A 13,915-nucleotide genomic window follows, 5' to 3' on the forward strand; every position below is an offset into this window, starting at 1 on the left:
AGATGAAACAGATGCCAAATATTGCAGTAGTAGGAAGCATTTCAATGGACTTAGTGGCTGTTTCAAAAAAACGGCCGAAAGCGGGAGAAACAGTAATTGGTGAAGCGTTTCATACAATCCCAGGAGGGAAAGGGGCAAACCAAGCAGTTGCTGCAGCTAGGTTAGGAGCAAATGTAGCAATGGTTGGAGCGGTAGGAAATGATGATTATGGAACAGTAGTTAGAAAAAATTTAGAGAACGAACGCATTTTTATCGATTATGTGGTACCGGTTACAGATAGAACGACAGGAATTGCTCATATCGTTTTAGCAGAAGAAGATAACAGTATTGTTGTCGTACAAGGGGCAAATGCTCTTGTAAATAAGTCAGTTGTAGATCGCTCCAAAGACCTTCTTGTAAAAGCGGATATGGTTGTTCTTCAACTAGAAATTCCACTTGAAACAGTAAAATATGTATTGGCTATTTGTGAGGAACATAATATTCCTGTTATGTTGAATCCAGCGCCAGCACAAGTTTTATCAGAAGAAATTTTAGAAAAAGCAACTTATATTACGCCAAATGAACATGAGTGCCGCATCGTATTAGATGATTTTACATCACCAATTGAAGATTTATTGGCGAAGTATCCAAATAAATTATTGATGACAGAAGGTTCTAACGGTGTTCGTTTCCATAATGGAACAGAGATTGTACATGTTCCTAGCATTGCTGTTGATGTAGTGGATACAACTGGAGCTGGTGATACATTTAATGGTGCGTTAGCAGTTGCACTTTCTGAAGGAGAGACACTTCAAAAAGCAATTCGTTTCGCGAATATTGCCGGTGGTCTTTCTGTAACGAAACTTGGGGCACAGGGCGGTATGCCAACGAGAGATCGAGTACGTGAAGTGCAGGTGATTGTTGGATGAAAAAGCATGGTGTATTAAACAGTGAAATCGCGGCAGTCCTTGCTTCACTTGGGCATACAGATACGGTTGTAATTGCTGATTGCGGTTTACCAATTCCTGACGGAGTAAAACGAATTGATTTAGCTGTTGAGATTGGAAAACCGAGTTTTTTAGAGGTGTTACAAGTTGTAGCTGATGATATGGCAATCGAAAAAGTGACGTTAGCAGAAGAAGTCATTATAAATAATGCGGAAGTAAATAAAGAGATCGAACAGAAATTAATAGAGCCAGCATTTGAGTATGTATCTCATGAACAATTTAAAGAGCATACAAAGAAAGCGAAGGCAATTATTCGTACAGGCGAGGCTACGCCTTATGCAAATGTAATTTTACATGCAGGCGTGATTTTTTAATAAAGGGAAGTGATGGGAATGCATATTGAAATGAAAAACATTTCAAAGGCGTTCAATGGCAATCCTGTTTTGAAGAATGCACAGTTTATGATTGAAACAGGAGAAGTCCATGCATTGATGGGGGAAAATGGAGCGGGTAAATCAACGCTCATGAAGATTTTAACAGGTGTATACAAAAAAGATGGTGGGACAATCAAGATTGATGGGCAAGAGCGCACCTTTAAAAATGCGAAAGAAGCTGAAGAGTACGGCATCGCATTTATACATCAAGAACTAAACATATTGCCGAATTTAACAGTAGCTGAAAATATGTTTCTCGGTAAAGAGTTAATGTATGGGAAAACAGGTATTTTACGCACTCGACAAATGAACGCGATTGCGCAGCAGCAACTAGCAGAGCTAGGGCTGCATGTAAGAGGCGCTATGTTAGCAGAGGAATTATCGGTTGGACAACAGCAAATTATCGAAATTGCGAAAGCATTAATGACAAACGCGAGCGTTATTATTATGGATGAACCTACTGCGGCACTGACGGATCGTGAAATCGAAACGCTCTTTACAGTAATCAATAAGTTACGTAAAAAAGGTGTTTCATTCGTGTACATTTCGCATCGTATGGAAGAGATTTTCTCAATATGTGATGCTATTACGATTTTGCGTGATGGAGAATACGTGGGAAAGAGATTAATTCCAGAAACATCATTTGATGAAGTAGTGAGTATGATGGTGGGGCGCAGCATTGGTGAACGTTACCCAGAGCGAAATAGTCAAATTGGTGATGTCATTTTTGAAATGCGTAATGGAACGAAGAAAGGGAAATTTGAAAATATTTCGTTTCAAGTGAGGAAAGGTGAAATCCTTGGTGTAGCTGGTTTGATGGGGGCTGGTCGCACTGATATTATGAAAGCGATATTTGGTTATGAACCTTTAGACTCTGGACAAATTTTTATAAATGGACAAGAAGTAAAGATTGATAGTCCAATAGATGCAATTAGACAAAGAATTGCTTTCATTACAGAAGATAGAAAGTCTGAAGGATTAGTGTTAGATTTTTCAATTCGAGAAAATTTAGCTTTACCGAATTTAGAAAATCTTTCAAAGGGAAGTGTTCTAAGCAATGAGCTAGAACAACAGTTTACAGAGGATATGATGAAGCTTCTTAATGTGAAAGCATCTAGCGGAGAGCAGGCAGTGAAATCTCTTTCTGGTGGAAATCAGCAAAAGATTGTAATCGCAAAATGGCTAGGCATTCATCCGCAATTACTCATTTTAGATGAGCCAACAAGAGGTGTCGATGTTGGAGCGAAAAAAGAAATTTACTCTATTATGAATAAGCTTACAGAGCAAGGCGATGCCGTTATTATGGTATCATCTGAGCTTCCGGAAGTTTTAGGGATGAGTGATCGAGTTCTTGTTATTCATGAAGGAAAAGTCGGCGGAATTTTAGGGAAAGATGAGGCATCACAAGAGTCTATTATGGCACTAGCTACAGGGGGAGAGTAAGGATGGCTAAGAAGGGGAATGTATTACAACAACTCGGTTCTTTAATCGGTTTAGTATTAATTATCGTCGTAATTACAGCTTTAAATCCAGCGTTCATTGAAATTCCAAATTTATTTAATATACTGCGTCAAGTATCGATTAATGCGCTTATTGCATTTGGAATGACCTTCGTAATTTTAACAGGGGGTATTGACTTATCGGTAGGTTCTATTTTAGCATTATCAAGTGCACTTGTTGCTGGAATGATGGCAAGTGGCATGGATCCGTTCCTTGCAATGGTAGTTGGACTATTAGCAGGTCTTGTAATGGGAATTGTAAACGGTATCATCATTGCGAAAGGAAAAGTAGCTCCATTTATTGCAACTTTAGCAACAATGACTATTTTTCGTGGGTTGACGCTTGTTTATATGGACGGACGTCCGATCACTGGTCTTGGTGATCATTTAATGTTCCAAATGTTTGGCCGCGGTTATTTTCTTGGTATTCCGGTACCCGCTGTTACAATGATGATCGCTTTCGCAGTACTGTACTTCATTTTGAAGAAAACGACATTTGGTCGCCGTACATTTGCAATTGGTGGAAATGAAGAAGCAGCAGCACTATCAGGTATTAATGTTACGAGAATTAAAGTAATGATTTACGGTCTTTCCGGAATTTTGGCAGCGCTTGCAGGTATTGTCTTAACATCACGATTAGATTCTGCACAGCCGACTGCAGGTACTTCTTATGAATTAGATGCAATTGCAGCAGTTGTATTAGGTGGAACAAGTCTTTCTGGGGGAAGAGGATGGATTGTTGGTACATTCATCGGTGTACTTATTATCGGTGTACTAAATAACGGTTTAAATTTATTAGGTGTATCTTCTTTCTTCCAACAAGTTGTAAAAGGACTTGTAATCTTATTAGCTGTATTAATTGATCGTAGAAAAGAAGCGTAATGGAGGGACAGTTCATGAAGAAATGGTTACTTATACTCGTTGCATGTATTATGGTCATTACTGCTGGTTGTTCAATGGAACCGCCAGAATGGGCAAAGGATTCTAGCGATAAAGGTCGAAATAAAACTATTAAAGTTGGATTCTCTGTTTCAACTTTAAATAATCCCTTCTTTGTAACTTTGAAAAAGGGGGCAGAAAAGAAAGCGAAAGATAGTGGCATCGAATTGATTGCTGTTGATGCGCAAAATGATGCAGCAAAGCAAACGAACGATGTTGAAGATTTAATTCAAAAGGGTGTCGATGTAGTTGTTATTAATCCGACCGATTCAGATGCTGTTGCTTCAGCAGTAAGTGCAGCAAACGCAGCAAATGTTCCTGTTATTACAGTAGACCGCGTTGCGAATTCAGGTAAGGTTGTTTCTCACATTGCATCTAATAATATCGAAGGTGGTCAAATGGCTAGTGATTACATTCGTGAATTAGTCGGCGAAGGAGCAAACGTTGCTGAGTTAGAAGGAATCCCTGGATCGTCTGCTGCTCGTGAACGTGGGAAAGGATTCCATAACGTAGCCGATAAGTCTTTAAAAGTAGTTGCCAAACAAGCGGCTGATTTTGATAGAGCGAAAGGATTATCTGTTATGGAAAACATTTTGCAAGCAAATAGCGATATTAAAGCCGTGTTTGCTCATAACGACGAGATGGCATTAGGTGCACTTGAAGCATTGAAGTCTGCTGGAAAAACAGATGTAGTAGTTGTTGGATTTGATGCAACAGAAGATGCTGTGAAAGCGGTTAACGATGGGCGTATGGCTGCAACAGTCGCTCAAAAACCAGAATTAATCGGAGAGAAGGCGATGCAAACAGCAAAAGAGATAACACAAGGTAAAAAAGTGGACAAATCTATTCCGATTGAATTAGAGCTTATTAAGAAAAATAAATAAATATAAAATGAAAATTAGGAAGGAAGAACAACAAATGAAATTCTTTATTGATACAGCAAACATTAACGAAATTAAAGAGGCAAATGAATTAGGCGTATTAGCTGGAGTAACGACAAATCCATCACTTGTAGCAAAAGAAGGCGTAGATTTCCACGAGCGCATTCGTGAAATTTGCAACGTTGTAGAAGGACCTGTAAGTGCAGAAGTAATTAGCTTAGAAGCTGATAAAATGATTGAAGAAGGAAAAGAATTAGCGAAGATTGCTCCAAACGTTGTTGTAAAAGTTCCAATGACAACAGAAGGTTTAAAAGCAGTAAAAGCGTTCTCTGATTTAGGAATTCGTACAAACGTTACATTAGTATTCTCAGCAGTTCAAGCATTACTTGCTGCTCGTGCTGGTGCAACGTACGTTTCACCATTCTTAGGTCGTTTAGATGATATCGGTCATAACGGTATGGATTTAATTCGTCAAATCGCAGAAATCTTTGCAATTCATGGTATCGAAACAGAAATCATCGCAGCATCTGTACGTCACAGCGTTCACGTAACTGACGCAGCATTAAACGGTGCACATATTGCAACAATCCCAGCAAACGTAATTGCTTCATTAGTGAAGCACCCATTAACAGATCAAGGAATTGAGAAATTCTTAGCTGATTGGGAAAAAACACAAGAGAAATAATAGAAAAGTAAGAATCCTAGTTTAATTGACTAGGATTCTTTTTTATTTAAAAGAATTTTCATGCAATTTTGCATATTGTCTTTTAAATTTGTTATATAAGATATTTAATATATATCACATAACTCTTTATTTTTAATATTTCGACATAAAGTGAAACTTTAATCAGTGGGGGCTTTGTTCATCCCCCCACTGATTATTAATTGAACCAAGGGATAAAAAGATAGAGGGTCTGACCAGAAAACTGGAGGGCATGATTCTATAACAAAAAGCTTAATGTTTATAGAATTATGTCTTTTTATATAGGGAGGGTAGTAAACAGAGATTTGGACAAAATGCACCGATTTATCTGAATTTTAAGTTTTATAAAGGGGAGAAATGGAATGAGAAGAAAAGCACCATTTAAAGTGTTGTCATCATTAGCAATTGCGGCAATTATCGGATGTACATCTGTAATGAGTGCTCCGTTAGCATATGCAGAAACGGTAGCAAAAGAGAAAGATAGTGTATCTACAACACCAATTGATTACAATTTAATTCAAGAAGATCGTTTAGCGGAAGCTCTGAAAGAAAGAGGAACAATTAATCCAGCATCTTCTAAAGAAGAGACGAAAAAAGCTGTTGAGCAATATATTGAAAAGAAACAAGGAGATCAGGCGAATAAAGAAATTCTTCCAGATGCTCACTCACAAGAAACATCTGATTTCACAAAAAAAGTAAAAGAGAAAAAGATGGAAGAAAAGGAAAATGTAAAAAAGGCTGAAAAAAATGTTAGCCTTGAGCAAAAGCCAGAACCAAATAAAAAGCAATTGAATGGGCAAGTTCCAACTTCAAAAGCAAAGCAAGCCCCATATAAGGGATCTGTTCGATCGGATAAAGTATTAGTGTTACTCGTTGAATTTAGTGATTATAAACATAATAATATTGATCAAACACCAGGTTATATGTATTCGAAAGACTTTAGTAGAGAACATTATCAAAAGATGTTGTTCGGTAATGAGCCGTATACTTTATTTGATGGTTCAAAAGTAAAAACGTTTAAACAATACTATGAAGAGCAGTCTGGTGGTAGTTATACGACAGATGGATATGTAACGGAGTGGCTAACTGTTCCAGGAAAAGCATCTGATTATGGAGCTGATGGTAGCAGTGGTCACGATAATAAAGGTCCAAAGGGTGCACGTGATTTAGTGAAAGAAGCTTTGTATGCAGCTGCTGAGAAAGGACTAGATTTATCTCAGTTTGATCAATTTGATAGATATGATACAAACGGGGACGGGAATCAAAATGAACCTGACGGTGTAATTGATCATTTAATGGTAATCCATGCTGGTGTTGGTCAAGAAGCTGGTGGCGGTAAATTAGGTGATGATGCGATCTGGTCACATCGTTCAAAATTAGCAGTAGATCCAGTAGCGATTGAAGGTACGAAATCAAAGGTAGATTACTTTGGTGGTAAAGTAGCAGCACATGATTACACAATTGAACCAGAAGATGGAGCTGTAGGTGTGTTTGCACATGAATTTGGACATGATCTTGGATTACCAGATGAATATGACACGAAATATACTGGAAATGGTTCACCAGTCGAAGCTTGGTCATTAATGAGTGGAGGTAGTTGGACAGGGAAAATCGCAGGAACAGAGCCGACTAGTTTTTCACCACAAAATAAAGACTTCTTACAAAAGAATATGGGTGGCAACTGGGCAAAAATATTAGAAGTAGATTACGATAAAATTAAGAGTGGTGTGGGAGTTCCTACCTATATTGATCAAAGTGTTACGAAATCAAATCGTCCAGGCGTTGTACGTGTTAACTTACCAGGTAAAAGTGTTGAAACGATTAAACCGGAGTTTGGAAAGCATGCATATTATAGTACAAGAGGCGATGATATGCATACAACGTTAGAGACACCATTCTTTGATTTAACAAAGGGAACAAATGCAAAATTCGATTATAAAGCAAATTATGAGTTAGAAGCAGAGTGCGATTTCGTCGAAGTACATGCAGTAACAGAAGATGGAACGAAAACATTAATTGATAGACTTGGGGAAAAAGTAGTCCAAGGAGATAAAGATACAACAGATGGGAAATGGATTGATAAATCATATGATTTAAGTCAATTTAAAGGCAAAAAAGTGAAACTACAATTCGACTATATTACAGATCCGGCTGTAACATATAAAGGTTTTGCGATGGACAATGTAAATGTAACTGTTGATGGACAAGTTGTATTTTCTGATGATGCAGAAGGACAGTCTAAAATGAATTTAAATGGTTTTGTTGTTTCTGATGGGACAGAGAAGAAAGCTCATTATTACTACTTAGAGTGGAGAAATTATGCGGGATCAGATAATGGTTTAAAAGCAGGAAAAGGTCCAGTGTATAATACAGGTCTTGTCGTTTGGTATGCAGATGATAGTTTCAAAGATAACTGGGTTGGGGTGCATCCAGGTGAAGGATTCCTTGGTGTTGTAGATTCTCATCCAGAAGCGCTAGTTGGTAATTTAAACGGAAAACCAGCATACGGTAATACAGGCATGCAAATTGCAGATGCAGCATTTTCATTTGATAAAACACCAGCATGGAGTGTAAATTCATTAACACGTGGTCAGTTTAACTATTCTGGATTACAAGGTGTTACAACTTTTGATGATTCAAAAGTATATAGTAACAAGCAAATTGCAGACGCAGGAAGAAAAGTTCCAAACCTTGGACTTAAATTCCAAGTTGTTGGACAGGCAGAAGATAAATCGGCAGGCGCTGTTTGGATTAAACGTTAATAACATAAAAGCACATTCTTCATATGAAGAGTGTGCTTTTTAATTTGTACAGTAAGTTATTATTTTAGTTTATCCCGCATTAACGGTCAGTAAGATCCCCACCTCAAAATTCAGTGGAAGTAAAGAAGTTAGTTGGGAGATCAACTGCCCGTAAAAGCCCGATTGGTTCAACTAATAATCAGTGGGGAGGAACAAAACCCCCACTGATTAAAGTTTCACTTTATGTAATACAAGTGTTTATTCATGTGTACTGTATCAAATTATGTGGGGAAAGGAAATATTTCCGAGGAAATTGTCGAAGTATCGTCAGTATTTATAAACTTTCTGTTTAAAAGAAGAGATGTATTATTGCCTTTACGGCTCAATTTATTTACATTGTTATTTGGTTATACACAAAAGTAATATATTGGGCAAAAAGAGTTCTATTCGATAGGGCTCTTTGGTTTTGTATTTGATATACAAATATTAACCTCGATTGTTTGGAAATGTATCTTCTTGTTTAGCGTCAGTTGGACTTTAACTGCAGTTTTTGTTTTTCGTTTATATGAAGAGCGAGATGAGCCATTACCTTTTATATTTATATTAATTGGCATTATTCCAACGCTTCCATTGTATTATGGATTATATAAATATGCATTTTAAAAAAGACAACGATGGATTATCCCATCATTGTCTTTTTTACTTTGCTTCTTACATAAATCATCCCAGCAAATGTTAATAAAAATGCTGTCCCGATAATGAAGCTGATGCTAGGTGATGCTCCGATTGCGCCGACTGTAAAGGAGCCAGCAACAACTCCTAATGAGAAGAAGGCATAAAATAATCCGAATGCCTTTCCGCGATTATCGTCTGTAGTATTTTCAACAAGTAAAGCGTTAATAGACGGAAAGAGGATTGCGAATCCAATTCCATAAATCATCATTACGATAAAGAGCATACCTTTTGTAGCAAATAATCCGAGTAAAGATAATGCGAATGCCATAACTGCAATTCCGATTAGCATTAGTTTCGAACGATTAAATCGATCATAAATACGATTTGTTGGAAGCAAGAAGAAGAGGATAGCAGTTATACCAAATACACTTAACATCATGCCTGTTGTAGATGCTTTAAGCGCTAATGCCTCAACTTTTACTGGTAACATATAAGTGACAATTCCTTGTGAAAACATTAATGTGAAAGCACCAATATATGCTTGTAATAACGGTTCTGATTTTAAAAGTTCAACCATATCTTCTTTGTTCATCATTTGTGTTCTTGATGTATCTTTTCTTGATACGTTATTTGGTAAGAAGAATAGAGATACGATCGTACCAAGAGCCATTAAAATAGAAATAGTAATGAAGACCCACTCTACGCCAGCTGTTGCTTTCATAATACCGCTGAAAGCAGGTCCTACGATTGCGGCTGTTCCAACAGCAGCACCAGATAGAGCCATTGCTTTTCCTTGTCTTTTTGCATTTGTTTGTTTTGATAAAAATGTAAAGGCAGCAGGAATTAAAAAGCCATCACTAAATCCATGCATAAAGCGCACAACTAATAGTTGTTCACCACTTTGAACAACGGTGTATAACAAGACTATGAAACTCGTAATTCCCATGCTTATATAAAGGATTTTTTTTGCACCAAATTTATCGACAGCGGCTCCAGCAATAATATTACCGATCATATTAGCGAATGAGTACATACCGACAACTAGCCCGATAATAAGAGGAGTTCCTCCAAGGCTTTGAGCGAAAGTACTCATAATAGGTAATTGTGAAAATGTATCTAAAAATGCCACGATAACGATAAAGTAAATAAAATATTTCAAGCGATATTCACCTCTCCTATGCTATTATGGCACAATGCTAATTTCACCTGCAATGAAATTGAATTAACAGATGTGGAAAAAAGTACAAAGTGACAAAATATTGAACGTTATTTGTAAAAAATTAGTGGGGATGTGATTGTTTTTTTGAAATATATGGATAGAAGTATTATAATAGAATTGTAAACTTCACCAGGTTAAGTATATACATAGAGAGGGATGTATAAAATGAAAGCACTACTTTGGCATAATCAACGTGATGTACGAGTAGAAGAAGTACCAGAACCAACAGTAAAACCAGGAACAGTGAAAATCAAAGTTAAATGGTGTGGTATTTGTGGGACAGACTTGCATGAATATTTAGCAGGGCCTATTTTTATTCCAACAGAAGAACATCCATTAACACATGTGAAAGCACCTGTTATTTTAGGTCATGAGTTTAGTGGTGAGGTAATAGAGATTGGTGAAGGAGTTACATCTCATAAAGTGGGAGACCGCGTTGTTGTAGAGCCAATTTATTCTTGTGGTAAATGTGAAGCTTGTAAACATGGACATTACAATGTTTGTGAACAACTTGTTTTCCACGGTCTTGGCGGAGAAGGCGGCGGTTTCTCTGAATATACAGTAGTACCAGAAGATATGGTTCATCACATTCCAGATGAAATGACGTATGAACAAGGTGCGCTTGTAGAACCAGCAGCAGTAGCAGTTCATGCAGTACGTCAAAGTAAATTAAAAGAAGGGGAAGCTGTAGCTGTATTTGGTTGCGGTCCAATTGGACTTCTTGTTATCCAAGCAGCTAAAGCAGCAGGAGCAACTCCTGTTATTGCAGTTGAACTTTCTAAAGAACGTCAAGAGTTAGCGAAATTAGCAGGTGCGGATTATGTATTAAATCCAGCAACTCAAGATGTGTTAGCTGAAATTCGTAACTTAACAAATGGTTTAGGTGTAAATGTTAGCTTTGAAGTAACAGGTGTTGAAGTTGTACTACGCCAAGCGATTGAAAGTACAAGCTTCGAAGGACAAACTGTAATTGTTAGTGTATGGGAAAAAGACGCAACAATTACTCCAAATAATTTAGTATTAAAAGAAAAAGAAGTTATTGGTATTTTAGGATACCGTCACATCTTCCCAGCCGTTATTAAATTAATTAGCTCTGGTCAAATTCAAGCAGAGAAATTAATTACGAAAAAAATTACAGTCGATCAAGTTGTTGAAGAAGGATTTGAAGCACTTGTAAAAGATAAAACACAAGTGAAAATTCTTGTTTCACCTAAATAAGATAGAATCGAATAGAGTAGCCCTTTTCTAGAAATAGAAGAGGGCTACTTTTTTTCTATACTGAAAGGTGATAGACTTTCCTTTGACTCAATGTATTTTTGTTTGGAAGGGAGAATCTAATGCTTTCATTTTTGTTAACTTTAAAGCGAATGTTAAGAGCCTGTTTACGAGCGTGGAAAGATAAAGAATTTCAAGTATTATTTGTATTAACAATTTTGACTTTAATATCGGGTACGATTTTTTATAGTACAGTTGAAGGATTACGTCCTATTGACGCTTTATATTTTAGTGTGGTCACGTTGACGACTGTCGGTGATGGGAATTTTAGTCCGCAAACTGATTTCGGAAAGATATTTACAATCTTATACATATTTATTGGGATTGGACTAGTGTTTGGATTTATTCATAAGTTAGCAGTTAATGTACAATTGCCAAGTATATTATCGAATAGAAAAAAAGAGTAAAGCATTCAGATGCTTTACTTTTTTTTTACATTAGTTTAGACAAGCCTTAATAATAGTTTATTAAAATGAAAGTGTATTCATTCATTATATTCACTGTGTATAAAGTTATAATGATATGAACATTTGCATATTTTAATTTATTGATAGAAATTTCATGAAAGGTGGGATATTCTAGTCATAGGTTAACCGGACGACATCATAGGATCCTAACAAAATGTTTACAATAATTCAATTATAAAATGGAGGATTTTATATGAAAAAGAAAGTACTTGCTTTAGCGGCAGCTATTACATTAGTTGCTCCATTACAAAGTGTTGCATTTGCTCATGAAAATGATGGGGGACAGAGATTTGGAGTTATTCCGCGCTGGTCTGCTGAAGATAAACATAAAGAAGGCGTGAATTCTCATTTATGGATTGTAAACCGTGCAATTGATATTATGTCTCGTAATACAACACTTGTAAAACAAGATCGAGTTGCACTATTAAATGAATGGCGTACGGAGTTAGAGAACGGTATTTATGCTGCTGACTATGAAAATCCTTATTATGATAATAGCACATTTGCTTCACATTTCTATGACCCTGACAATGGGAAAACTTATATTCCGTATGCAAAGCAAGCAAAGGAAACAGGAGCTAAATATTTTAAATTAGCTGGTGAGTCTTATAAAAATAAAGATATGAAACAAGCGTTCTTCTATTTAGGATTATCTCTTCATTATTTAGGGGATGTAAACCAACCGATGCATGCGGCAAACTTTACGAATCTATCGTATCCACAAGGATTCCATTCTAAATATGAAAACTTTGTAGATACGATAAAAGATAATTATAAAGTAACGGATGGAAATGGATATTGGAACTGGAAAGGTACGAATCCAGAAGATTGGATTCATGGAGCGGCAGTAGTTGCGAAACAAGATTACGCTGGCATTGTAAATGATAATACGAAAGATTGGTTCGTGAGAGCTGCTGTATCACAAGAATATGCAGATAAATGGCGCGCTGAAGTTACACCAATGACAGGTAAGCGTTTAATGGATGCACAACGTGTTACTGCTGGATATATTCAGCTTTGGTTTGATACGTACGGAAATCGTTAAGTATTTAAAAAAGGTCAAATCTCAGAATAGAGTATTTGGCCTTTTTATCACTATACAATACATGGAGGTATGAAACGTGAAAGGTAAATTGCTAAAAGGTGTACTTAGCTTAGGTGTTGGTTTAGGAGCTTTATATAGCGGAACGTCAGCTCAAGCAGAAGTGTCTACAAATCAAAATGATACATTAAAAGTGATGACGCATAATGTATATATGCTATCAACAAACTTATATCCGAACTGGGGACAAACTGAGCGTGCTGATTTAATCGGGGCGGCAGATTATATAAAGAATCAAGATGTAGTTATATTAAATGAAGTGTTTGATAATAGCGCTTCAGATCGTTTATTAGGGAATTTGAAGAAAGAATATCCAAATCAAACAGCAGTATTAGGTCGTAGTAGTGGAAGTGAATGGGATAAAACGTTAGGAAACTATTCATCTTCAACTCCTGAAGATGGTGGCGTTGCGATTGTGAGCAAATGGCCAATCGCTGAAAAGATTCAATATGTATTTGCAAAAGGATGCGGGCCAGATAATTTATCGAATAAAGGATTTGTATACACGAAAATTAAGAAAAATGATCGTTTCGTTCACGTGATTGGGACGCATTTGCAGGCTGAAGATAGTATGTGCGGAAAAACTTCACCAGCATCTGTACGTACGAACCAATTAAAAGAAATTCAAGATTTTATTAAAAATAAAAATATACCAAATAATGAGTATGTGTTAATTGGTGGTGATATGAACGTAAATAAGATAAATGCAGAGAACAATAATGATTCAGAGTATGCATCTATGTTTAAAACATTGAACGCTTCTGTACCATCTTATACTGGACATACAGCGACTTGGGATGCAACGACAAACAGTATTGCAAAATATAATTTCCCTGATAGTCCTGCCGAATATTTAGATTATATTATTGCAAGCAAAGACCATGCGAACCCATCGTATATAGAGAATAAGGTGTTACAGCCGAAATCTCCACAATGGACTGTTACATCATGGTTCCAAAAATATACGTATAATGATTACTCTGATCATTATCCAGTAGAGGCGACTATTTCTATGAAGTAGTTTCAAAAAGTTTCTTCGTAAAGAAGAAACTTT

At 36.6% G+C, this 13,915-nt stretch carries 12 protein-coding genes and 1 pseudogene; 12 read left to right on the top strand and 1 reads right to left on the bottom strand.

Translation table 11 applies throughout. The annotated features are described in order from the left end of the window. Positions 1-11: 11 nt before the first annotated feature. The 8 genes and pseudogenes from rbsK to C3Y97_RS27995 form a co-directional block, all read left to right on the top strand. Positions 12-908, top strand: a complete 897-nt coding sequence (rbsK, locus tag C3Y97_RS03435) for a ribokinase (RefSeq protein ID WP_001132865.1) — start codon at positions 12-14, stop codon at positions 906-908. Next, positions 905-1,300 carry a D-ribose pyranase gene (gene rbsD / locus C3Y97_RS03440; protein WP_000716151.1) on the top strand — a complete coding sequence of 132 codons (396 nt, stop codon included), beginning with the start codon at positions 905-907 and terminating at the stop codon, positions 1,298-1,300. Before rbsK ends, rbsD begins: the two co-directional genes overlap by 4 nt. Before the next feature lie 18 nt (positions 1,301-1,318). Further along, the gene (gene rbsA / locus C3Y97_RS03445; RefSeq protein ID WP_000546779.1) at positions 1,319-2,803 is read left to right on the top strand and encodes a ribose ABC transporter ATP-binding protein RbsA; all 1,485 of its coding nucleotides are present in this window, start codon (positions 1,319-1,321) and stop codon (positions 2,801-2,803) included. A gap of 2 nt (positions 2,804-2,805) precedes the next feature. Next, positions 2,806-3,741: an ABC transporter permease subunit gene (locus C3Y97_RS03450; RefSeq protein WP_001074646.1), complete on the top strand. Its 936-nt coding sequence runs from the start codon at positions 2,806-2,808 to the stop codon at positions 3,739-3,741. A gap of 14 nt (positions 3,742-3,755) precedes the next feature. Beyond that, positions 3,756-4,682, top strand: coding sequence for a ribose ABC transporter substrate-binding protein RbsB (gene rbsB / locus C3Y97_RS03455; RefSeq protein WP_000758976.1), 927 nt, complete (start codon positions 3,756-3,758; stop codon positions 4,680-4,682). Between the two features lie 34 nt (positions 4,683-4,716). Beyond that, positions 4,717-5,364, top strand: a complete 648-nt coding sequence (gene fsa, locus C3Y97_RS03460) for a fructose-6-phosphate aldolase (protein ID WP_000667670.1) — start codon at positions 4,717-4,719, stop codon at positions 5,362-5,364. Positions 5,365-5,744: 380 nt separating this feature from the next. Continuing rightward, on the top strand, positions 5,745-8,144 hold the full coding sequence (gene inhA2, locus C3Y97_RS03465) for a M6 family metalloprotease immune inhibitor InhA2 (protein WP_001252988.1): 2,400 nt from the start codon (positions 5,745-5,747) through the stop codon (positions 8,142-8,144). Between the two features lie 429 nt (positions 8,145-8,573). Next, positions 8,574-8,786 (top strand): annotated as a pseudogene (locus C3Y97_RS27995) (hypothetical protein); the annotation flags it as partial. A gap of 16 nt (positions 8,787-8,802) precedes the next feature. Here the strand turns inward: C3Y97_RS27995 and C3Y97_RS03470 are convergent. Beyond that, complete coding sequence (locus C3Y97_RS03470) at positions 8,803-9,957, bottom strand: MFS transporter (protein WP_000873271.1); 1,155 nt, start codon at positions 9,955-9,957, stop codon at positions 8,803-8,805. A 225-nt stretch (positions 9,958-10,182) separates the two neighbouring features. On the opposite strand from C3Y97_RS03470, the gene bdhA reads away from it, so the two are divergent. The 4 genes from bdhA to sph all read left to right on the top strand — a co-directional run bounded on the left by bdhA (position 10,183) and on the right by sph (position 13,882). Beyond that, positions 10,183-11,235, top strand: coding sequence for a (R,R)-butanediol dehydrogenase (gene bdhA, locus C3Y97_RS03475; protein WP_000645827.1), 1,053 nt, complete (start codon positions 10,183-10,185; stop codon positions 11,233-11,235). A gap of 119 nt (positions 11,236-11,354) precedes the next feature. Beyond that, entirely contained in the window at positions 11,355-11,699 is a 345-nt protein-coding gene (locus C3Y97_RS03480; protein ID WP_000948210.1) for a potassium channel family protein, read from the top strand. 253 nt (positions 11,700-11,952) lie between these two features. Then, positions 11,953-12,804: a phospholipase CerA gene (gene cerA / locus C3Y97_RS03485; protein ID WP_000730997.1), complete on the top strand. Its 852-nt coding sequence runs from the start codon at positions 11,953-11,955 to the stop codon at positions 12,802-12,804. Between the two features lie 76 nt (positions 12,805-12,880). Then, entirely contained in the window at positions 12,881-13,882 is a 1,002-nt protein-coding gene (gene sph, locus C3Y97_RS03490) for a sphingomyelinase C (protein WP_000676803.1), read from the top strand. Positions 13,883-13,915 lie beyond the last annotated feature (33 nt).

It is taken from the genome of Bacillus sp. DU-106 (assembly GCF_004799705.1).
GTDB lineage: Bacteria > Bacillota > Bacilli > Bacillales > Bacillaceae_G > Bacillus_A > Bacillus_A cereus.